Here is a 20,766-nt window from a genome sequence, read left to right as displayed (position 1 = left end):
AGTCAGTCCTGGCGGCGGGAGGGGGCTATCGGGAGCGTGGCGCCGGCCGGCGCGGGGGTGGGCGGCGCGGCGGGCGCGGGCGGGGCCGGGACGGTCGGGCGCCGCGCGGCCGGGATGTCGGCGGCCAGCAGGGCGGCGGACTGGCGGGCCAGCGCGGCGATCACCCGGCCGGGCAGCCAGCCGGGGCCGAACAGGGCGGCGGTGCGGCCGGGTTGTGCCGGGTCGCCGTCCTTGGCGGGGGCGAGCGCGTCGAGGAGTTCGGCGGTGCTGGGGCGGGCGGCCGGGTCCCGGGCGAGGCAGCCGGCGACCAACGCCCGCAGCCCGGCGGGCAGTTCCTCGCGTTCCGGCACGGTGTGCCCGGTGGCCGCGTACGCCAGCGTCGCGCCGAGCGCGTAGAGGTCGCCGGCCGGTTGGGTGGGGCCGCCCGCGGCCTGTTCCGGGGGCAGGCTGCCGGATTCCAGGCCGGGCAGCCCGGAGCGCGCGGTGCCGTCCGCGGCGGCGGCCCGTACGGCGCCGAAGCAGGTCAACCGGGGCCCGTCGGCGGCCAGCAGCACCGCGGCCGGGGAGACCCCGGCGTGGCTGAGGCCCTGCCCGTGCCCCACCCCCAACGTCTCGGCGAGGGCGGCGCCCAGGGCGCGGACGGTGGGTTCGGGGAGCGGGCCGCCGTGGGCGTCGAGGGCGGCGGGCAGGGGCAGCGCCGGCAGGTAGGGGCGGGCGTGCCAGGGCGGGGTGCCGTGGGGGGCGACCTCGGTGGCCGGGGACGCCCACGGGCCGAGGAGGTAGCGGGAGGTGTCCGCCTCGGCGCGGAAGCGGTCCGGGTCGGTGCCGGGCAGCGGCAGGCCGAGCAGCACCGTCCGGTCGCCGTCCGCGCTGCGCGCCATGTAGCGGCGCTCCGGTACGGGGACGGGGGACGCGGGATCGTCCAGGCGGTTCAGCACGACATAGGGACCGACCGGATCGAATCGTTCCGGTTCACTGCCCCCTGTGTCCTGCGGCCGCATGGCCCCTCCCCCGTGTCTTCTCCTGTTGGTCACCGTTCGCGGCCCGGCCCGTGGGGCGGGCGTGCGGCGAACGGCCCGAAGAGCCTACAAGGGTGATCGGGACGGCCGCGGGGCGACGTCCAACGGGGGCCGACGGACGGGGAGTTCGTCAGGTCAGGCGGTGGCGGGGCCCTCGGTCGAGGCCGGGGCGGGGCGGGGTTCGGCGTAGGCGACCAGGGTCAGCACGAGCAGCGCCAGCACCACCATCGCGGCGGCGAACGCCGGCCAGCCGACCAGCCCGACGGCGAACGCCCCGAGGACGCCGTGCACCACGGCGCAGCAGATCAGCGCGAGGCGCGGGAGGCGTCCCGGCGCCCGGTCGCGGGCGCCGCCGTAGAGCAGCACGGTGGCGCAGAAGAGCAGGAAGAGGGCGAAGAGCGCGCCGCCGGCCCAGGCGCCGGTGGACATGGCGCCGGGCCGCAGCCCGGCCAGGGACATCTGCTGCCGGTCGACCACGATGCTCAGGATCCAGTTCAGCAGCAGGATTCCGGCCGCCTCCAGGATCAGCACCACCGCCGCCACCAGGGCCACCGGTCTGCGCGCCACCACCATGCCGCCCACCCCATTTCCTCCGCCGGTCCGCGCCGCCCGCGCGGGCCGTGCGCCGCCCCAACGAACCGTTACCGGGAGTACAGAAAGCATCCCGCACGCTACTAACGGGTAACGGTCACGGCAAGGGGTCTGCAGGACGGTCTGCGACCCCCCTCCGTCATCCCCCCACCCGCCGCGCCCACCCGAAAACTTTCACTCGCCCATTCGTAGGGACTCCACAAAGAATTGACGGTTCGCCGGACGTCCACAGTTCGAGACCTAGGCCACACCGTGCCACGAGCCGGAGCCGTGGAATCCGGGCCTACCCTGGGATTCCAACGGACTTTGGTCCCTCATCATCGCCGCGTGCACGCTCCGTGTGGGCAAGCTCACCCCAGGGAACGGGTCGGCACGCGGTGTCGTCAGTCCCTAAACTCGCTGCGTTCAGTGTGTTGCGGCGTAGCGCCCAGGAAGGACCCATCGTGCGCAAGGTGCTCATCGCCAACCGTGGCGAAATCGCTGTCCGCGTTGCCCGTGCATGCCGGGACGCCGGGATCGGGAGCGTAGCGGTCTACGCCGACCCGGACCGGGACGCCCTGCACGTCCGTGCCGCGGACGAGGCTTTTGCCTTGGGCGGTGACACCCCTGCCACCAGTTACCTGGACATCGCCAAGGTCCTTCAGGCGGCCGCCGATTCCGGCGCCGACGCCATCCACCCCGGCTACGGCTTCCTCTCCGAGAACGCCGAGTTCGCGCAGGCCGTGCTCGACGCCGGCCTGACCTGGATCGGCCCGCCGCCGCACGCCATCCGCGACCTCGGCGACAAGGTCGCGGCCCGGCACATCGCGCAGCGCGCCGGCGCCCCGCTGGTCGCCGGCACCCCGGACCCGGTCTCCGGGGCCGACGAGGTCGTGGCGTTCGCCAAGGAGCACGGCCTGCCGATCGCGATCAAGGCGGCGTTCGGCGGGGGTGGCCGCGGCCTGAAGGTCGCCCGCACCCTCGAAGAGGTCCCCGAGCTCTACGACTCCGCGGTCCGCGAGGCGGTCGCCGCCTTCGGCCGCGGCGAGTGCTTCGTCGAGCGCTACCTCGACCGCCCGCGGCACGTCGAGACCCAGTGCCTGGCCGACAAGCACGGCAACGTGGTCGTCGTCTCCACCCGTGACTGCTCGCTCCAGCGCCGCCACCAGAAGCTCGTCGAGGAGGCCCCCGCGCCGTTCCTGAGCGAGGCGCAGAACGCCGAGCTGTACCGCGCGTCGAAGGCCATCCTCAAGGAGGCCGGCTACGAGGGCGCCGGCACCTGCGAGTTCCTCGTCGGCCAGGACGGCACCATCTCCTTCCTGGAGGTCAACACCCGTCTCCAGGTGGAGCACCCGGTCACCGAGGAGGTCACCGGCCTGGACCTGGTCCGCGAGATGTTCCGGATCGCCGACGGCGAGGAGCTCGGCTACGACGACCCGGCGGTGCGCGGCCACTCCTTCGAGTTCCGGATCAACGGCGAGGACCCGGGCCGCAACTTCCTGCCCGCGCCCGGCACGGTCACCGCGTTCGCCGCGCCGACCGGCCCGGGCGTCCGCCTGGACGCCGGCGTCGAGGCCGGCTCGGTCATCGGCCCGGCCTGGGACTCCCTGCTGGCCAAGCTGATCGTCACCGGCGCCACCCGCGAGCAGGCGCTCCAGCGCGCCGCCCGGGCGCTGAACGAGTTCCAGGTGGAGGGCATGGCGACCGCCATCCCGTTCCACCGCACGGTCGTCAAGGACCCGGCGTTCGCCCCCGAACTGACCGGCTCCGCCGAGCCGTTCACGGTCCACACCCGTTGGATCGAGACCGAGTTCGTCAACGAGATCCCGCCGTTCACCGCGCCCGGTGGCGAGGAGGGCGAGGCCGACACCCGCGAGACGGTCGTGGTCGAGGTCGGCGGCAAGCGGCTGGAGGTCTCGCTGCCGGCGTCGCTGGGCATGCCGCTGGCCCGCGCCGCGGTCGCCGGGGGCGCCAAGCCCAAGCGGAAGGCCGCCAAGAAGTCCGGCAGCGCGGCCTCCGGCGACACCCTGGCGTCCCCGATGCAGGGCACCATCGTCAAGGTCGCCGTCGAGGAGGGCCAGCAGGTCGCCGAGGGTGAACTCGTCGTCGTCCTGGAGGCGATGAAGATGGAGCAGCCGATCAACGCGCACCGCGCGGGCACCATCAAGAGCCTGGCCGCCGAGGTGGGCGCGGCCCTCACCTCCGGCGCGGTGATCTGCGAGATCAAGGACTGACGCGGCCTGACGGACCGTACGAAGGGGCGGGCCCCCGGTGCCTTTGGGACCGGAGGCCCGCCCCGTTGTGCGCCGCGGTGCCGCGGGCGGCTACGACGTGCCCACGACCTCCTCCGGGAACACCAGCGTCCGGCTCATCCACTGGAGCGCGGCGGGCAGTTCGCGCCGCCAGGTGGCGAAGTTGTGGCTGCCGTGGTCGAGCACGATCGCGTCCGCCTTCATGGGCGGGCGGACCGCGGCCAGGAACGCCCTGGCCGCCGGGTAGTTGTTCTCGCCGCTGCGGCTGGTGCCGATCAGCACGTTGACGGCGGGGGCGGGCAGGTGCGCCAGGCGCCACATCAGGTCGTGCTGCTCGCGGCGGGCGCCGCGGTCCTTGTCGGTGCCGAAGAGGTTCCCGGTGGTGGGGTCGTTGGACACCTTGTAGTCGGGCGAGAGGGCGGCCGCCGCGGTGTAGGTGCGGGGGTGGCGCATGGCGAGCTGGAGGGCGCAGCTTCCACCGGAGGAGTAGCCGAGGACGCCCCAGGCGGACGGGTCGTGTCCCACCCGGTAGTGCGACTTGAGGGCCTCGGGGACGTCCTGGTCGAAGAAGGTCTCGGCCTGCGGGCCACCGGGGACGTCGACGCACTGGGTGTCCCGCGGCGGGGCGATGGTGGGCCGCAACATCACGATGACCGACGGCTGGAGGGAGCCGTTGCGGATCAACTTCGTGGCGGTCTCGGGCAGTCTGAGGTGCTGGCCCAGCAGGAATATCCCGCCCGGGTAGCCGGCCAGCGCGACGATGACCGGGAAGCGCTGGCGGGCGTACTGCTTCTGGAAGTACTGCGGCGGCAGGTAGACATAGGCCGGGTCGACCACCTTGGTGCGCTTGCCGACGATCCGCACGGTCTCGACCTTGCCGTTCTTCTCCGGCGGCCCCGTGGGCACCCCGTGCACCTTGTCCAGCCCCTCCGGGCCAGACGCCTGCACCAGCCCCTTCGACGGGTCGCCGGCCGGCCCCGCGGTGCCCTCGTTGCCCCACTTGCCGACCGCGGCGGGCGCCCCGTCGTACAGGCCGAGCAGCTCGTGCCAGGACGCGTAGAACTGGAAGCTGGAGTTCACCACCAGGCCGAGCACGGCCACGATCACCAACTGGGTCGCGGCGAGCGCGCCGAGCCGCCCCAGCACCGCCCGTGGCCCGCGCCCGGCGAGCCGGGGCCAGATCCACACCGTGAGTGCCACGCAGGCCACGGCGAGGGTGATCACGACGTACAGCAGTGGCCGGCTGGTCAGTCCCATGCGTAGTTCCCCAGACTTCCGAGGCGGCCTCCGGACCGTCCCCGGAAGACCTCTTTGCGCCTGGTTTGATGGCCCTTGGAACGTCGACGTTGCGGGTGTTCCCAGGAGTTCGCCGGCCCGACGCGGGGGGTATTCCGGGGCGTCACCGGCCGGCCGCCGCCCGTCCACCGGAGCCCGGGGTATCCACACCCGGCCCGGCCGCCGGCGGCGCGATGGCATGCTGGACCCATCCGGGCCCAGGGCCTGTCCGACCCTGATCCACCAGACAGGCCCCAGAACCGGCCGGATCGAGGAAGGACGGCGGATGGCGACCGAGACGGCAGGGCAGCGGCGGGCCGCTGCGGCGCACGCACCGGCGGGGGCGCCGGCGTCCGCGGGTGCGCCCGCGGCACGCCCCATGCGGGCCGATGCGCGCCGCAATTACGAGCGGCTGCTGGCCGAGGCCCGCACCGCCTTCACCGAGCACGGCACGGACACCTCGCTGGAGGACATCGCCCGCCGCGCCGGCGTCGGCATCGGCACCCTCTACCGGCACTTCCCCAACCGCACCGCCCTGATGGGCGCGGTCTTCCAGGGCGAGGTGGAGGCGCTGCTCGCCTACGCCCGGGAGCTGGCCGACGCGCCGCAGCCCTGCACCGCGCTGGTCGACTGGCTGCGCACGCTGATCACCCATGCCAGCACCTACCGGGGCCTGTCGCGGGCCCTGATGACCGCCTCGGCGGACGAGAGTTCCGGGATGGCGCGGTGCAGCGTGCCGCTCGGCGCGGCCGGCGCCGCGCTGTTGGCCCGGGCTCAACAGGCCGGCGCGGTGCGCCGGGACGTCGTGATCGGCGACCTGATGCAGCTCACCAACGGCATCGCGCTGGCCGCCGAGGAGTCCCCCGACGACCCCGAACTGGCCGACCGGCTGCTGACGTTGACCCTGCGCGGCCTGAAGGCGGAGACGGCCTAGGGGCTGACCCATCGGACAGGCCCTAGGGGCGTTCCGGCGCCGCACCCTCGGCCTCGCCGAGCGGCAGGCCGCACCGCCCCACCGTTCCGGTCAGCCCCAACGCCCCGTCGTACCGGCCCTGGTGGGGACGGCGGACGCAGGGGCATCGGGCCCCGGCGCCCCCAGGGGCGGCCGACGCCGGGCCGTGCCGTCGTGCCCGGCGCCCGCTCTCCCGGCGCCGCTCAGCGGCGCCGGGGCGCCAGGTCGGCCACTCGACCGTCCGCCAGCGAGCCCGCCGACCGCAGTTGGGGCGCGCCGGCCGGGGCGCCCGGGTGGCTGCGCCGCTGGCCCGGCAGCGGCACGTCCCGCCGCGGGCCCCGACGCTCGGGCGGGGCGGCTTCCAGACCGGGCCCGCCCGGCGCCTGGCCGGGCAACGAGCCGCTGGCGACGGCGATCTGGACGCCCTGGTCGGCGAGCGCCTGGAGCTCCGTGGCGGCCCGGTCGTCGTGGGCGGGCGGCTCGTCGGTCACCAGCCGGGTGATGACGTCCGTCGGCACGGTCTGGAACATGGTGTCGGAGCCCAGCTTGGTGTGGTCGGCGAGCACCACCACCTCCCCCGCCGCCTGCACCAGCGCCCGGTCGACGCTGGCGGAGAGCATGTTGGAGGTGGACAGCCCGCGCTCGGCGGTCAGCCCACTGCCCGACAGGAAGGCCCGGGAGACCCGCAGTCCCTGGAGCGACTGCTCGGCACCGCTGCCGACCAGCGCGTAGTTGGAACCGCGCAGGGTCCCGCCGGTCATCACCACTTCGACGCGGTTGGCATGGGCCAACGCCTGGGCGACCAGTAGGGAGTTGGTGACGACGGTCAGGCCGGGCACCCTGGCGAGCCGGCGGGCCAGCTCCTGGGTGGTGGTCCCGGCCCCGACGACGATGGCCTCGCCCTCCTCGACGAAACCGGCCGCGAGATCGGCGATGGCCGTCTTCTCGGCGGTCGCGAGGTGGGACTTCTGTGGGAAGCCGGATTCCCGGGTGAAACCTCCCGGTAGGACCGCTCCGCCGTGCCGGCGGTCGAGCAGTCCCTCTGCCTCCAGCGCCCGGACGTCGCGCCGTACGGTCACTTCGGAGGTCTGGACGACGCGGGCGAGCTCACGGAGCGACACGGCCCCGTTGGCGCGCACCATTTCTAGGATCAATTGGCGACGTTCTGCAGCGAACACGAAACTGACAGTAACGCCAACGACCGTCTGTTTTCAGCAGGTTGCACCAATTAACGGAAGTTGTTCACACGGCATCGCTTCACGTGGTATGCGGCATGCACATGCCTCAATCCCAGTCACCGTGCGTGCACAAACCCACGCGCTGCCTGGTCAGTTGCACTCTCGGCGGCCGACCGAGGGCCCATGGGGCGAGTTGTCCGGACCCGTCCATGCAGGACCGTTTCACCCCAAGTGCCCATCGTGGGCACAAATATTCCAGGGGACCGCTTGTGGCCCGCCACCCCGCCGGCGCCTGGCGTGCGCCGGCGGGCGCCGGTCATGCGCCGGACGCCTTCCGGGTGTGCAACTGGCGGGCCACCTCGGCGATCGAGCCGGACAGCGACGGGTAGACGGTGAAGGCGCTGGCGATCTGCTCGACCGTCAGGTTGTTGTCGACCGCGAGCGAGATCGGGTGGATCAGCTCGCTGGCCCGCGGCGAGACGACCACGCCGCCGACCACGATGCCCGTGCCCGGGCGGCAGAACAGCTTCACGAAGCCGTCGCGGATGCCCTGCATCTTGGCCCGCGGGTTGCGCAGCAGCGGCAGCTTGACCACCCGGGCGTCGATCACGCCGTTGTCGACGTCGGCCTGGGAGTAGCCGACGGTGGCGATCTCCGGGTCGGTGAAGACGTTGGCGGAGACCGTCTTGAGGTTGAGCGGGGTGACCGCGTCGCCCAGGAAGTGGTACATCGCGATCCGGCCCTGCATGGCGGCGACGGACGCCAGCGCGAAGACGCCGGTGCAGTCGCCGGCGGCGTAGACGCCGGGGGCGGTGGTGCGGGAGACCTTGTCGGTCCAGATGTGGCCGGAGTCCTTGAGCCGGACGCCGGCGCTCTCCAGGCCGATCCCCTCGGTGTTCGGGATGGAGCCCACCGCCATCAGGCAGTGCGTGCCGGAGATCGTCCGGCCGTCGGCGAGGGTGACCTCGACCCGGTCGCCCACCCGCTTCGCGGACTGCGCCCGGGAGCGCGCCATGACGTTCATCCCGCGGCGGCGGAAGACGTCCTCCAGCACGGCGGCCGCGTCCGGGTCCTCGCCCGGCAGCACCCGGTCCCGCGAGGAGACCAGGGTGACCCGGGAGCCCAGCGCCTGGTAGGCGCCGGCGAACTCGGCGCCGGTGACGCCGGATCCGACGACGATGAGTTCCTCGGGCAGCTCGGTGAGGTCGTAGACCTGCGTCCAGTTCAGGATCCGCTCGCCGTCCGGCAGGGCGTCGGGGATCTCGCGCGGGTGGGCGCCGGTGGCGATCAGCACGGCGTCGGCGATCAGGCCCTCGGTCGTGCCGTCGGCGGCGGTGACCGTGACCTTGCGCGAGCCGTCCGGCGCCTGCCCCGGCTCCAGCCGGCCGCGGCCGCGCAGCACCCGGCCGCCGGCGCGGGTGACGGAGGCGGTGATGTCGTGGGACTGGGCCAACGCCAGCCGCTTGACCCGTCGGTTGACCTTGCCGAGGTCGACCCCGACGACCCGGGCCGGATGGTCCGCGTCCGGGGTGCCGTCCTCGACGATGATGCCCAACTCCTCGTAGGAGGAGTCGAAGGTGGTCATCACCTCGGCCGTGGCGATGAGCGTCTTCGACGGAACGCAGTCGGTCAGCACCGACGCCCCGCCCAGACCGTCGCAGTCGACGACGGTCACCTCCGCGCCGAGCGAGGCCGCCACCAGGGCTGCTTCGTATCCGCCGGGTCCACCACCGATGATCACGATCCGAGTCACGTACTCCATTGTCCCGCACGCCCGTCCGTGGCTCTCCCCCGGGGGCGCTCGGCGCCCTGGCACGGGCGCCGGGCATGTGCACTCCCCCACCCTCGTACGAACCTCCGGTACCACGAGCCCAACGGGGAACCTCCCGTACCCTCGGAAGCATGTCGCTCTACGCCGCGTACGCCGGCAACCTCGACGCGCGGCTGATGTCCCGCCGCGCTCCGCACTCCCCACTGCGCGGCACCGGCTGGCTGAACGGCTGGCGGCTCACGTTCGGCGGCGAGCAGATGGGGTGGGAGGGCGCCCTGGCGACGGTCGTCGAGGACCCCGGCTCGCAGCTCTTCGTCGCGCTCTACGACATCGCCCCCGGGGACGAGGAGTCGATGGACCGCTGGGAGGGCGTCGGCCTGGACATCTACCGTCGGATGCGGGTCCGGGTGCACACCCTCGACGGCGACGAGACCGCCTGGATCTACGTCCTCAACGGCTATGAGGGCGGCCTCCCCTCGGCCCGCTACCTCGGCGAGATCGCCGACGCGGCCGAGTCCGCCGGCGCCCCGCACGACTACGTGATGGAGATCCGCAAGCGGCCCTGCTGACGCGGCCCCTCCTGTCCGGCCGCGCGGCCCTTGGACCCCTTTGGCAAAAGCCACAAGCCGGCGCCCACAGACCCGTGGGCAGTGACATCTACGCGCGTAGGGGAAGACCGGCTACCCTCGTCCGCGTGAACGCATCTGTTACCCCGGACATCGACCCGAAGGGCGCCGCGGACGCGGCGGCCGCCCGCCTCCGCGAGCTCACCGGCATCGAGCAGCACGACGTCGCCCTGGTCATGGGCTCCGGCTGGGCCCCGGCCGCCGAGGCCCTGGGCGCGCCCGAGCACGAGTTCCCGGTCACCGAGCTGCCCGGCTTCCCGCCGCCGGCCGTCGCCGGCCACGGCGGCAAGATCCGCTCGTACAAGATCGGCGAGAAGCACGCCCTGGTCTTCCTCGGCCGCACCCACTTCTACGAGGGCCGCGGCGTCGCCGCCGTCGCGCACGGCGTCCGCACCGCCGTCGCCGCCGGCTGCAAGACCGTGGTGCTCACCAACGGCTGCGGCGGTCTGCGCGACGGCATGCGCCCCGGCCAGCCGGTGCTCATCAGCGACCACCTCAACCTCACCGCCACCTCGCCGATCCCCGGCGCCAACTTCGTCGACCTGACCGACCTGTACTCGCCGCGGCTGCGCGCGCTGTGCAAGGAGGTCGACGCGAGCCTGGAGGAGGGCGTCTACGCCCAGCTCCCCGGCCCGCACTACGAGACCCCGGCCGAGATCCGGATGCTCCGCACCATGGGCGCCGACCTGGTCGGCATGTCCACCGTCCTGGAGGCCATCGCGGCCCGCGAGGCCGGCGCCGAGGTGCTCGGCATCTCCCTGGTGACCAACCTCGCCGCCGGCATGACCGGCGAGCCGCTCAACCACGAGGAGGTGCTCCAGGCCGGCCGCGACTCCGCGATCGCGATGGGCACGCTGCTCGGCCGGGTCCTCGGCAAGATCTAGCCGGTACCGGCACCGGGCGGGCCGCGGCGCCCGCCCTGCCGGCCCGGTCCCGTGGCCGGCACGGACCCGTGGCCGGCCCGGACCGCCGGCGAACGCGGGCCCCGCACGCCCCTCCCCCACATCGCACCCACAGGCAGGAGCATCACGTGGCTACCGTTCCCGCGGAGCTGATCGACCGGGCCCAGACGTGGCTGGCCGAGGACCCCGACCCGGAGACCCGGGACGAGCTGGCCGGGCTCATCGAGGCGGGCCGGCACGAGGAGTTGGCGGCCCGGTTCGCCGGCACCCTCCAGTTCGGCACCGCCGGGCTGCGCGGCGAACTGGGCGCCGGCCCGATGCGGATGAACCGCGCGGTGGTCATCCGGGCCGCGGCCGGCCTCGCCGCGTACCTCAAGGACCAGGGGCAGGGCGACGGCCTGGTCGTCATCGGGTACGACGCCCGCTACAAGAGCGCCGACTTCGCCCGGGACACCGCGGCCGTGATGGTCGGCGCGGGGCTGCGCGCCGCGCTCCTGCCGCGCCCGCTGCCCACCCCCGTCCTGGCGTTCGCCATCCGGCACCTGGGCGCGGTGGCCGGCGTCGAGGTGACCGCCAGCCACAACCCGCCCCGCGACAACGGCTACAAGGTCTACCTCGGCGACGGCTCGCAGATCGTCCCGCCCGCGGACGGCGAGATCGCCGACCGGATCGCCGCGGTCCGCTCCCTCGCCGACGTGCCCCGCCCGGAGGCCGGCTGGGAAACCCTGGACGACACCGTCCTGACCGCCTACCTGGAGCGCACCGACGCGGTCCTCACCCCGGGCTCCCCCCGCTCCGTCGACGTGGTCTACACCCCGATGCACGGCGTCGGCCGGGACACCCTCGTCGCCGCGTTCGCCCGCGCCGGCTTCCCGGCCCCGACGGTCGTCGCCGAACAGGCCGAGCCGGACCCGGACTTCCCCACGGTCGCCTTCCCCAACCCGGAGGAGCCGGGCGCGATGGACCTCGCGTTCGCCACCGCCCGGAAGGCCGCCCCCGACATCGTCATCGCCAACGACCCGGACGCGGACCGCTGCGCCGTCGCCGTCCCGGACCCCGGTGCCCCCGAGGGCTGGCGGATGCTGCGCGGCGACGAGGTCGGCGCGCTGCTCGCCGCGCACCTGGTGCGCAAGGGCGCCACCGGCACCTTCGCGACCACCATCGTCTCCTCCCAGCTCATGTCCCGTATCGCGGGCGGCGCTTCGCTGCCCTACAAGGAGACGCTGACCGGCTTCAAGTGGCTGGCCCGGGCCGACGGCCTGCGCTACGCCTACGAGGAGGCGCTGGGCTACTGCGTCGACCCCGAGGGCGTCCGCGACAAGGACGGCGTCACCGCGGCCCTCCTCATCACCGAACTGGCCGCCGAGTTGAAGCAGTCCGGCCGCGGCCTGACCGACCTCCTCGACGACCTCGCCGTGGAATTCGGCCTGCACGCCACCGACCAGCTCTCGGTGCGGGTCACCGACCTGTCGCTGATCGCCGACGCGATGCGCCGGCTGCGCGCCCAGCCGCCGACCGCGCTGGCGGGCCTGACCGTCTCCCGCGCCGACGACCTGAACGCGGGCGGCCCCGACCTGCCGCCCACCGACGGGCTGCGCTACTACCTGGCGGGCTCCCCCGCCGACGGCATCGAGGCGGCCCGCGTGGTCGTCCGCCCCAGCGGCACCGAGCCCAAGCTCAAGTGCTACCTGGAGGTCGTGGTGCCGGTAGCCGACGCGACGGGCCTGCCGACGGCCCGAGAGCGGGCGACGACGACCCTCACCGCGCTCAAGCGGGACCTGTCGACGGCGGCGGGGATCTGACGACACGTCAATTCACGTGCGTATAGGGGCCGGGCTCTTCGGAGCCCGGCCCCTGCCGTTTGGGCAGAGGGCGTATCACCCCAACACCCCGACAAATGCCCGGAGGTGTGGCACACCCTGGGGAGGGAATTTTCTTGTGAGGGGTTGCGCCGGACGCCGCCCAGTCGTTCGGTTGTTCCGTTCGCCGCGGGCGCGTCGGTGGTGCCGCCTACCATCGAAGCAGCCGCTCCGCCTGAGCAACCCACCGAGGTGATCGTGAGCAACTGGGCCGACCTTACGACTGGCAAGCGCATCAAGCACCTGCGGGGTTCGGATCTGACGCAGCAGGGACTCGCCGAGGCCGCGGGTGTCTCGCTCGCCCTAGTGCAGAAGGCCGAGCAGGATCGCGGCGAACTGTCCGTGGGTTCGCTCCTGAAGCTCGCCAACGCGCTCAAGACCGACGTTGCGGTGATCCTGGGGCAGCAGTCGCCGCGGCGGGGGATGAACCGCGATGACCGCGCCGCGCTGCGCCACTTGTCCGACGCCGTACACGAGAGCGCGCTCGGGCAGTGGGACGGCGTCGGCGATCCGAGCACCCTGGCCGAACTGACAGAGGTCCGCGACCTGGCGTGGGCCGCCTACTGGGCCAGCGATACCGCGAAGGTGAGCAGCCTCGCCTCAAAGGTCCTTATGGAAGGCCAAGTTCGGCTCAACAGCACCACGGGAACCGAGCGCGCACGGTTGGCCTTGGTCCTTGCGAGCACGTACCGGGTCGCTGCATCCTGCGCGAACGGCTTTGGGCATCGTGACCTCGCGTTGAGCGCACTTACCTCTGCAAAGCTCCTGGCCAAAGAGGCTGCCGATCCCGTGATGTCAGCGCTGCTCGAATCCACGCTGTCCTGGATCTACCTGCGCGGCGCCAAGATGCCCCGGGCCGTCTCGGTGGCCGAACGAGCGGCATTGGCGATCGAACCGTCGTTCAGCAGGGCCCCACGTCCCGAACTTCTCGCCTACGGACGCCTGATGATCTCCGCGGCCGTTGCCGCGTCAAGGCGTGAGGACGAGCGTGCGGCCGATGACTACATTTCCCAAGCACTTGCCGCTGCGGCGCGGCTTGGCCGCGACGAGAAGCTGTACGGGACCCACTTCGGCCCAACTGCCACGAAAGCCGAGGCAGTTGGCATCCAGGTCGCACTGAAGAATTACGGGCGCGCGCTCCAGTTGGCCGATCAGCCCGACATGAAGAAGCTCCCCAAGAGCATGTCGAAGGTCGCCCGCAACCGCTACCGGCTCGACGTCGCCCTGGCCCAATGCGAGGCAAAGCTCTACGACCGAGCCGCCGACACCCTCACCGAAGTGGCCCTGGACGCCCCGGAGTGGGTCAGGCATCAGGCGCTGCCCGGCGTCATCGGCAAGCGCCTGGCCAAGGTTTCCGTGGCCCGGGTGCGCAACATCAGCGAACTGATCGGCGTGCCACTGATCGCCTGAGTCCCACGGAACGTACGAGTCGAAGCTCGATGTCCTCGCCCTGCCCTACCCTCCGTCACTTCACCATGGGTGATCGTTCGGACACGATTGAGGCATGGCCAGCAACGAGTGCCGACCGGAAGACGGGCCGCAGATGACCCGTCGAACCGAGGACGACTTACGACGCCGACGGGACCTCGCGGACGCCGCAGCGGGCATCTCCGCGAGCGAGGCCGCAGGACCCGCCGACGCCGCACACATCGAGCGGTTCCGCTGCGTGATCTACGTATGCGCCGTCCCCGACGCGAACCTCGCGGAGCTTCGCAAGGAGTGCACGGAGTACGCCGAGGCGTTCTGTTGGGGGATCACGGCCGTCATCGAGGATGACGCCGGAGGGCTGCCACCCAGGGCCCGCACCGGACTCGCGCGGGCGGTCGAGCACATCAGGTCCGGCGAGGCCGGTGCGGTGGTCACGGCACGGCGTTCGATGATCTCGCCGGTGACGCAGGAGTACGAGCGGTTCGCCCACGAAGTCGAGACGGCCGGCGGTTTCCTGCACGTCATGGATTCGACGCGTGGCCGGACAGACGTCGAGCACGCCTGAGCCCTCCCTGACGCCCCAACAGGCCATCAGTACAGACCCCCGCGACCGTCCGACCGGCCCGGGGGCATGGCCCTCAACTAACACGGAGTTGACGACATGAGCCACGCTATCGCGCGAGGGCGCGCCACGGGCCCCGCGGCCACCGCCCGTCTACTGCCCTGGACCAGCCCGGACGGAAAGCCCTGTTACCTCCTCGGCAGCGACGGGACCGGCTACGTCTCCCGCCTCGCCGACGAGATCGAGGCGGAACAGATGGACTCGGCCGCCGAACTCATCGAGGAGGCCCGCGGCATCCTCGCCGGCCGGGCGTGGACTCCCGGCGAAATCCACCTGCTGGCCGTCGAGTTGAACGCCAACCTGGCCAACGTCCGCCGGGTCTCGGAGAGTCGGGGCGCCCGGTTGCTCGCGCTGGAGGACGCCTTCGACACCAGTAGTGCGGACAGCGAGGACGACGGGGACGCGAACGACCCGCCGCCCGCACACGACTCCCCCGACCGGTCACGTCACGAGCGGGGACGGCGCCCGTCCCCTCCGGGCCGAGGGGCTCGGCTCGCGGCACCGGTCCGTCCCGCGGGGAGCGTCCCGGGCGCTCCCCTGAAGGATGCCGCGCGGGTCCCACCCGCGCGGTGAGGGAAAACGGTCCCGCCCTCCGGCGTTGCCTGAAGGGCGGGGCCTCCCGGCCGGGGGCTGCCAACCGGCCGCTCCCGCGGAGGCGTTGAGGCGCAGCCGCACAGACCTCGACGGACTCTTACAGCGCCACCATCACCGCCAGCCCCACCGCCCCCACCAGGATCGGCACCAGGACCGCGTAGGACCAGCGGGCCTCGGGGGTGCCCCGGGCGGTGTCGCGGTAGGCGGAGCGTTGCTGGATCTCGCGGAGTTCGGCGAGGGTCTGGTCGGCCATCGCCTTGGGGACCGGGCCGGCGTCCGCGTTCAGGCCGAAGCGGGGGCGGGCCGGGCCGCGCGCCGCCTGCCGGGTGGCCTTCTTGCGCTGCCGCAACGAGACGGGGATCGCCCAGAGTTGGTACTTGGCGTCGTCGGTGAGCACCTCGGCGGAGAAGGTCGCGCGCAACTCCTGCACGGCGGACCAGGGCAGCGTGATGGTGCGGAACGGGTTGCGCACCAGGAGCCGGTCCTCGTCCGCCCGCACCAGCGGACGGAGGGAGAAGGCGACGACCAGGGGCACCCCGAGGAGTAGCGCGAAGAGCGTGGTGAGCTTGGTGTGGGGGGTGCCGCGCAGCAGGGCGTCGGCGCCGAGCCAGAGGCCGAGCGCGATCAGCAGCACGCCGCCGGCCAGGGCAGCCGGCGAGCGGTAGCTGCGCTGCGCGTACTGCGGCGCGGGCGTGGTGGACCGTTCCGGGCTCGTCATCAGGTCTCCTTCGTAGATACCCCCACCTTGAGGTGGGGGTGGGGGGTACCTCCCGCTTGCGGGGAGAAACGAAGCTCCCGCGTGAGCGGGGCAGGAAAGCCGATTCGCTGTCAGGGCGGATCGGCGTACACCAAAACTGCTGGCGAGGAACATCGCAAAGAGCGATAGGACTCAACTGTCAGCCCTCCCAGGTAGGTTCAGATGCATGACGGCAGAGGCGGCTACGGAGGCGGCCGGGCACGCCCGGTACACGTACCGTCTGCGTCTGTCGTCCACGGCGCGGCGTTCGCTCGAAGCCGAGTGGGACCGAGCGCGGTGGGTTTGGAATGAGTGCGTCGCCAAGTCCATGGCCGTCCACCAGTGCAACCGGGCGACCGGCGAGAAGACAACGTGCGGGCCAGTGCAGCTCGCGGCGATGCTGACCGAAGCACGCGCCCGGACCCCGTGGCTGCGTGAGGGTGCCTGTGTTCCTCAGCAGCAACTGATACGCGACTTCGGCAAGTCCCGGGCCAAGGCGCTCAAGGACATCAAGGCGCGGTTGCCGATGCGGCAGCGCGCTGGAATGCCGAAGTACAAGAAGAAGCGCGAGGCGCTGCCCAGCCTCGAATACACCAAGCGCGGGTTTCGCCTGAAGGACGGGCGTCTGCATCTGGCGGGCGGCATCGTGGTGCGGCCGGTATGGTCGCGGGAGCTTCCCGAACCGCCCAGCTCGGTACGCGTATACCAGGACAGTGTCGGCCACTGGCACGCATCCTTCGTGACGGCCGCCGTGACCGAGGAGCTGCCCACGACCGGGCGTGTGATCGGCATCGATTGGGGCGTGACGGAGACCGCGACCACCACATCCGACGCCCACGATCTTCCCCACGCCCAGCACGGGCGCACGGCCGCGCAGAAGCTCGCCAGATACCAGCGGATGATGGCCCGGCGTAAGCCGAAGAAGGGCCAGCCGGGGTCGAAGGGCTACCGCGAAGCGAAGCGGCAGACCGCGAAGCTGCACAAGAAGGTGGCCCGGCAGCGGCAGGACACCGGTCGCAAGTGGGCTAAGAACGTTGTCCGCGATCATGACGCTCTGGCCGTGGAGGACTTCCGTCCGAAGTTCCTGGCGAAGACCACGATGGCGCGTAAGGCGGCCGACGCCGCGATCAGCGCCACCAAAGCGGCCCTGATCGAGATGAGCCGGAAGCACGGGCGGGATGTCCGCCTGGTGCACCCCGCGCACACCACGATGGACTGTGCGCAGTGCGGAGCGAGAACCAAGCACGCACTCCCCCTTTCAATGAGAACGTATACCTGCGCCGCGTGCGGAGCCGTGTCCCCCAGGGACAAGAACTCCGCCCGCGTGATGCTGGTCCGGGCTGGTCTCTGTCCCGGCTAGTGCTGATCGTGTAAGACCTGCACCCCCGCAGGGGGTCAGGCGACGTGAGCTAGGAATCCCCCTCGTCCACGAGAGGGAGGAGTCAAGGCGCAGATTCTGCCTTGCGGTACGGCATCGATGTCCGGTGCCGCGCGGCGGCGGTCACGCGGCCCGGGGCAGCAGGTCGGCGCCCCGTTCCGCCCCCTCCACCCCCTCCACCCCTTCCGCCGCCTCCGTCAGCCCGCCCACTCCTCCCCTCTCCCCAGGATCAAAATCCGGGGGCTGGCATGTCGCTACGCGCGTAGATATGCTCCCCTCGTGACCATGCCCACCACTGTTCCCGCATACGGCAAGGAGGCCGCGGGGCGCCTGGCGTCGATGGCGGACGTGACCGCCTCGGACGGAGCGCTGCGCCGCTTCCTGCACGGACTCCCCGGCGTCGACGCGGTAGGGCTGCAGGCCCGCGCCGCCACGCTCGGCACCCGCTCGATCAAGACCACGGCGAAGGCGTACGCCATCGACCTGGCGGTCTCGATGATCGACCTGACGACGCTCGAAGGCGCGGACACCCCCGGCAAGGTCCGGGCGCTGTGCGCCAAGGGCGTCCACCCCGACCCCACCGACCGCACCGCCCCCAAGGTCGCCGCGATCTGCGTCTACCCGGACATGGTCGCGACCGCCAAGGAGGCGCTCGCCGGCTCCGGCATCCACGTCGCCTCGGTCGCCACCGCCTTCCCGGCGGGCCGGGCCGCGCTGCCGGTGAAGCTGGCCGACACCCGGGACGCGGTGGCCGCCGGCGCCGACGAGATCGACATGGTGATCGACCGGGGCGCCTTCCTCTCCGGCCGCTACCTGGAGGTCTTCGAGGAGATCAGGGCCGTGAAGGAGGCGTGCGCCCGCCCGGACGGCTCGGCCGCCCACCTGAAGGCCATCTTCGAGACCGGCGAGCTCCAGACCTACGACAACGTCCGCCGGGTCTCCTGGCTCGCGATGCTCGCCGGCGCCGACTTCATCAAGACCTCGACCGGCAAGGTGGCGGTGAACGCCACGCCTCCGGTGACCCTGCTGATGCTGGAGGCGGTCCGGGACTTTCGCGCGACCACCGGCGTGCAGGTCGGCGTCAAGCCGGCCGGCGGCATCCGCACCACCAAGGACGCGCTCAAGTACCTGGTGATGGTCAACGAGACGCTGGGCGAGGAGTGGCTGACCGCCGACTGGTTCCGCTTCGGCGCCTCCAGCCTCCTCAACGACCTGCTGATGCAGCGTCAGAAGCTCAGCACCGGCCGGTACTCCGGCCCCGACTACGTCACGGTGGACTGACCATGGCCAACATCTTCGAGTACGCACCGGCGCCGGAGTCGCGCGCCGTCGTGAACCTCGCGCCCTCCTACGGGCTGTTCATCGACGGCGAGTTCACCGAGAGCGCGGGCGGCGGCCTGCGCAAGACCGTCTCGCCCGCCACCGAGGAGGTGCTGGCCGAGTACACCCAGGGCACCGCCGAGGACGTGGACCGCGCCGTCAAGGCGGCCCGGAAGGCGTTCGAGAAGTGGTCGGCGCTGCCCGGCGCCGAGCGCGCCAAGTACCTCTTCCGGATCGCCCGGCTCATCCAGGAGCGCTCGCGCGAGCTGGCCGTCCTGGAGACGCTGGACAACGGCAAGCCGATCCGCGAGTCCCGGGACTCCGATCTGCCGCTGGTGGCCGCGCACTTCTTCTACTACGCGGGCTGGGCCGACAAGCTGGGCCACGCGGGCTTCGGCCCGGACCCCAGGCCGCTGGGCGTGGCCGGTCAGGTCATCCCGTGGAACTTCCCGCTGCTGATGCTGGCGTGGAAGATCGCCCCGGCGCTGGCCTGCGGCAACACCGTGGTGCTCAAGCCGGCCGAGACCACCCCGCTGTCCGCCCTCTTCTTCGCGGACATCTGCCGCCAGGCCGGGCTCCCCAAGGGCGTGGTCAACATCGTCACCGGTGACGGCTCGACCGGTGCCGCGCTGGTGGCCCACCCCGACATCAACAAGGTCGCCTTCACCGGCTCCACCGGCGTCGGCAAGGCGATCGCCCGCACCGTCGCCGGCACGGAGAAGAAGGTCACCCTCGAACTGGGCGGCAAGGCGGCCAACATCGTCTTCGACGACGCGCCCATCGACCAGGCCGTCGAGGGGATCGTCAACGGGATCTTCTTCAACCAGGGGCACGTGTGCTGCGCGGGCTCCCGGCTGCTGGTCCAGGAGTCGATCCAGGACGAGCTGTTGGACGCCCTCAAGCGCCGGATGGCCACCCTGCGGGTCGGCGACCCGTTGGACAAGAACACCGACATCGGCGCGATCAACTCCGCCGAGCAGCTGGCCCGGATCACCGAGCTCGCCGACGCGGGCGAGGCCGAGGGCGCCGAGCGCTGGTCGCCGGCGTGCGAACTGCCCGGTTCCGGCTACTGGTTCGCGCCGACGCTGTTCACCGGCGTCACCCAGGCGCACCGGATCGCCCGCGAGGAGGTCTTCGGCCCGGTGCTGTCAGTGCTGACCTTCCGCACGCCGGAGGAGGCGGTGGCCAAGGCCAACAACACGCCCTACGGCCTGTCGGCGGGCATCTGGACGGAGAAGGGCTCCCGGATGCTGTGGATGGCGAACCAGCTGCGCGCGGGCGTCATCTGGTCCAACACGTTCAACAAGTTCGACCCGGCCTCGCCGTTCGGCGGTTACAAGGAGTCGGGCCACGGCCGCGAGGGCGGCCGGCACGGTCTGGAGGCGTACCTCAATGTCTGATGCACGGCTGGGCGTTCTCAAGACCTACAAGCTGTACGTCGGGGGCAAGTTCCCCCGGTCCGAGAGCGGGCGGGTGTACGAGGTGACCGACGCAAAGGGCAACTGGCTCGCCAACGCGCCCCTGTCCTCCCGCAAGGACGCGCGGGACGCGGTGGTCGCGGCCCGCAAGGCGTTCGGCGGCTGGTCGGGCGCGACGGCGTACAACCGCGGGCAGATCCTGTACCGCATCGCGGAGATGCTTCAGGGCCGCCGGGACCAGTTCGTCGCCGAAGTGGCCGACGCCGAGGGCCTGTCGAAGGCGAAGGCCGCGGCGCAGGTGGACGCGGCGATCGACCGCTGGGTCTGGTACGCGGGCTGGTCCGACAAGGTCGCCCAGATCGCCGGCTCCTCGAACCCGGTCGCGGGCCCGTACTTCAACCTCTCCGCGCCCGAGCCGACCGGCGTGGTGGCCGTGTTGGCCCCGCAGGAGTCGTCGTTCCTGGGCCTGGTGTCGGTGCTGGCGCCGGTGATCGTCACCGGCAACACCGCCGTGGTCGTGACGTCCGAGCGGGCCCCGCTGCCGGCGCTGTCGCTGGCCGAGGTGCTGGCCACCTCGGACCTGCCGGGCGGCGTGGTCAACCTGCTCTCGGGCCGCACGGCGGAGCTGGGCGCGCCGCTGGCCGCGCACCAGGACGTCAACGCGCTGGATCTGGCGGGCGCGGACGCCGAGTTGGCGACGGAGCTGGAGACCGCGGCGGCGGACAACCTCAAGCGGGTGCTGCGCCCGCGGGCGGTGGACTGGACCGCCGACCCGGGCACCGACCGGCTGCTGGCGTTCCTGGAGACCAAGACGGTGTGGCACCCGATGGGGGTCTGATCCGTCGGCAAAAGCGGCGCGGACGAAC

The 20,766-nt window shown here is 72.2% G+C and carries 18 protein-coding genes; 12 read left to right on the top strand and 6 right to left on the bottom strand.

The window, feature by feature from the left end:
- Positions 1-2 precede the first annotated feature (2 nt).
- Positions 3-1,001, bottom strand: a complete 999-nt coding sequence (locus tag ACFVFQ_RS28565; RefSeq protein WP_383421220.1) for a serine/threonine protein kinase — start codon at positions 999-1,001, stop codon at positions 3-5.
- A 153-nt stretch (positions 1,002-1,154) separates the two neighbouring features.
- Positions 1,155-1,592: a hypothetical protein gene (locus tag ACFVFQ_RS28560; RefSeq protein WP_383421295.1), complete on the bottom strand. Its 438-nt coding sequence runs from the start codon at positions 1,590-1,592 to the stop codon at positions 1,155-1,157.
- Positions 1,593-2,053: 461 nt separating this feature from the next.
- Here ACFVFQ_RS28560 and ACFVFQ_RS28555 point away from each other — a divergent pair, with 461 nt between their 5' ends.
- Positions 2,054-3,823 carry an acetyl/propionyl/methylcrotonyl-CoA carboxylase subunit alpha gene (locus ACFVFQ_RS28555; protein WP_383421217.1) on the top strand — a complete coding sequence of 590 codons (1,770 nt, stop codon included), beginning with the start codon at positions 2,054-2,056 and terminating at the stop codon, positions 3,821-3,823.
- Between the two features lie 90 nt (positions 3,824-3,913).
- On the opposite strand, the gene ACFVFQ_RS28550 is transcribed toward ACFVFQ_RS28555, so the two are convergent.
- Positions 3,914-5,098 carry an alpha/beta hydrolase gene (locus ACFVFQ_RS28550; RefSeq protein ID WP_383421214.1) on the bottom strand — a complete coding sequence of 395 codons (1,185 nt, stop codon included), beginning with the start codon at positions 5,096-5,098 and terminating at the stop codon, positions 3,914-3,916.
- Between the two features lie 304 nt (positions 5,099-5,402).
- Between ACFVFQ_RS28550 and ACFVFQ_RS28545 the strand changes: the two genes are divergently transcribed.
- Positions 5,403-6,050: a TetR/AcrR family transcriptional regulator gene (locus tag ACFVFQ_RS28545; protein WP_383421211.1), complete on the top strand. Its 648-nt coding sequence runs from the start codon at positions 5,403-5,405 to the stop codon at positions 6,048-6,050.
- A 221-nt stretch (positions 6,051-6,271) separates the two neighbouring features.
- Here ACFVFQ_RS28545 and ACFVFQ_RS28540 read toward each other — a convergent pair whose 3' ends face one another.
- Positions 6,272-7,246: a DeoR/GlpR family DNA-binding transcription regulator gene (locus ACFVFQ_RS28540; protein WP_383421208.1), complete on the bottom strand. Its 975-nt coding sequence runs from the start codon at positions 7,244-7,246 to the stop codon at positions 6,272-6,274.
- Between the two features lie 316 nt (positions 7,247-7,562).
- On the bottom strand, positions 7,563-9,062 hold the full coding sequence (locus tag ACFVFQ_RS28535; protein WP_383421205.1) for an NAD(P)H-quinone dehydrogenase: 1,500 nt from the start codon (positions 9,060-9,062) through the stop codon (positions 7,563-7,565).
- 86 nt (positions 9,063-9,148) lie between these two features.
- On the opposite strand from ACFVFQ_RS28535, the gene ACFVFQ_RS28530 reads away from it, so the two are divergent.
- From ACFVFQ_RS28530 to ACFVFQ_RS28505, 6 genes are all read left to right on the top strand, one after another.
- Complete coding sequence (locus ACFVFQ_RS28530) at positions 9,149-9,586, top strand: gamma-glutamylcyclotransferase (RefSeq protein ID WP_274913672.1); 438 nt, start codon at positions 9,149-9,151, stop codon at positions 9,584-9,586.
- Between the two features lie 125 nt (positions 9,587-9,711).
- Positions 9,712-10,527 carry a purine-nucleoside phosphorylase gene (locus tag ACFVFQ_RS28525; protein ID WP_383421200.1) on the top strand — a complete coding sequence of 272 codons (816 nt, stop codon included), beginning with the start codon at positions 9,712-9,714 and terminating at the stop codon, positions 10,525-10,527.
- Between the two features lie 146 nt (positions 10,528-10,673).
- Entirely contained in the window at positions 10,674-12,347 is a 1,674-nt protein-coding gene (locus ACFVFQ_RS28520; protein ID WP_383421197.1) for a phospho-sugar mutase, read from the top strand.
- 255 nt (positions 12,348-12,602) lie between these two features.
- Entirely contained in the window at positions 12,603-13,814 is a 1,212-nt protein-coding gene (locus tag ACFVFQ_RS28515) for a helix-turn-helix domain-containing protein (protein ID WP_383421292.1), read from the top strand.
- A gap of 94 nt (positions 13,815-13,908) precedes the next feature.
- Positions 13,909-14,397: a hypothetical protein gene (locus ACFVFQ_RS28510; RefSeq protein WP_383421194.1), complete on the top strand. Its 489-nt coding sequence runs from the start codon at positions 13,909-13,911 to the stop codon at positions 14,395-14,397.
- A 96-nt stretch (positions 14,398-14,493) separates the two neighbouring features.
- On the top strand, positions 14,494-15,027 hold the full coding sequence (locus ACFVFQ_RS28505; RefSeq protein ID WP_383421189.1) for a hypothetical protein: 534 nt from the start codon (positions 14,494-14,496) through the stop codon (positions 15,025-15,027).
- Positions 15,028-15,145: 118 nt separating this feature from the next.
- Here the strand turns inward: ACFVFQ_RS28505 and ACFVFQ_RS28500 are convergent, their stop codons facing one another.
- Positions 15,146-15,766, bottom strand: coding sequence for a PH domain-containing protein (locus tag ACFVFQ_RS28500; RefSeq protein ID WP_383421186.1), 621 nt, complete (start codon positions 15,764-15,766; stop codon positions 15,146-15,148).
- A 205-nt stretch (positions 15,767-15,971) separates the two neighbouring features.
- Here ACFVFQ_RS28500 and ACFVFQ_RS28495 point away from each other — a divergent pair, with 205 nt between their 5' ends.
- The 4 genes from ACFVFQ_RS28495 to ACFVFQ_RS28480 all read left to right on the top strand — a co-directional run bounded on the left by ACFVFQ_RS28495 (position 15,972) and on the right by ACFVFQ_RS28480 (position 20,738).
- On the top strand, positions 15,972-17,144 hold the full coding sequence (locus ACFVFQ_RS28495; RefSeq protein WP_383421183.1) for an RNA-guided endonuclease InsQ/TnpB family protein: 1,173 nt from the start codon (positions 15,972-15,974) through the stop codon (positions 17,142-17,144).
- 303 nt (positions 17,145-17,447) lie between these two features.
- Complete coding sequence (gene deoC / locus ACFVFQ_RS28490; protein WP_383421289.1) at positions 17,448-18,443, top strand: deoxyribose-phosphate aldolase; 996 nt, start codon at positions 17,448-17,450, stop codon at positions 18,441-18,443.
- A 2-nt stretch (positions 18,444-18,445) separates the two neighbouring features.
- Positions 18,446-19,882, top strand: coding sequence for an aldehyde dehydrogenase family protein (locus tag ACFVFQ_RS28485; protein WP_383421180.1), 1,437 nt, complete (start codon positions 18,446-18,448; stop codon positions 19,880-19,882).
- Positions 19,875-20,738, top strand: a complete 864-nt coding sequence (locus ACFVFQ_RS28480) for an aldehyde dehydrogenase family protein (RefSeq protein WP_383421177.1) — start codon at positions 19,875-19,877, stop codon at positions 20,736-20,738. The genes ACFVFQ_RS28485 and ACFVFQ_RS28480 overlap by 8 nt, the downstream gene beginning before the upstream one ends.
- Positions 20,739-20,766: the final 28 nt, after the last annotated feature.

Origin of the sequence: Streptomyces sp. NPDC057743 (assembly GCF_042798755.1) — a bacterium.
Lineage (GTDB): Bacteria > Actinomycetota > Actinomycetes > Streptomycetales > Streptomycetaceae > Streptomyces.
Note: the sequence above shows the minus strand (reverse complement) of the source record. Positions and strands in the feature narration are given on the sequence as shown.

Excerpts from the sequence above, each read along its gene's own strand:
- ACFVFQ_RS28565 (WP_383421220.1), bottom strand. The coding sequence starts at position 1,001 with ATGCGGCCGCAGGACACAGGGGGCAGTGAACCGGAACGATTCGATCCG.
- ACFVFQ_RS28560 (WP_383421295.1), bottom strand. The coding sequence starts at position 1,592 with ATGGTGGTGGCGCGCAGACCGGTGGCCCTGGTGGCGGCGGTGGTGCTG.
- ACFVFQ_RS28550 (WP_383421214.1), bottom strand. The coding sequence starts at position 5,098 with ATGGGACTGACCAGCCGGCCACTGCTGTACGTCGTGATCACCCTCGCC.
- ACFVFQ_RS28545 (WP_383421211.1), top strand. The coding sequence starts at position 5,403 with ATGGCGACCGAGACGGCAGGGCAGCGGCGGGCCGCTGCGGCGCACGCA.
- ACFVFQ_RS28530 (WP_274913672.1), top strand. The coding sequence starts at position 9,149 with ATGTCGCTCTACGCCGCGTACGCCGGCAACCTCGACGCGCGGCTGATG.
- ACFVFQ_RS28510 (WP_383421194.1), top strand. The coding sequence starts at position 13,909 with ATGGCCAGCAACGAGTGCCGACCGGAAGACGGGCCGCAGATGACCCGT.
- ACFVFQ_RS28505 (WP_383421189.1), top strand. The coding sequence starts at position 14,494 with ATGAGCCACGCTATCGCGCGAGGGCGCGCCACGGGCCCCGCGGCCACC.
- ACFVFQ_RS28500 (WP_383421186.1), bottom strand. The coding sequence starts at position 15,766 with ATGACGAGCCCGGAACGGTCCACCACGCCCGCGCCGCAGTACGCGCAG.
- ACFVFQ_RS28495 (WP_383421183.1), top strand. The coding sequence starts at position 15,972 with ATGACGGCAGAGGCGGCTACGGAGGCGGCCGGGCACGCCCGGTACACG.
- deoC (WP_383421289.1), top strand. The coding sequence starts at position 17,448 with ATGCCCACCACTGTTCCCGCATACGGCAAGGAGGCCGCGGGGCGCCTG.
- ACFVFQ_RS28485 (WP_383421180.1), top strand. The coding sequence starts at position 18,446 with ATGGCCAACATCTTCGAGTACGCACCGGCGCCGGAGTCGCGCGCCGTC.
- ACFVFQ_RS28480 (WP_383421177.1), top strand. The coding sequence starts at position 19,875 with ATGTCTGATGCACGGCTGGGCGTTCTCAAGACCTACAAGCTGTACGTC.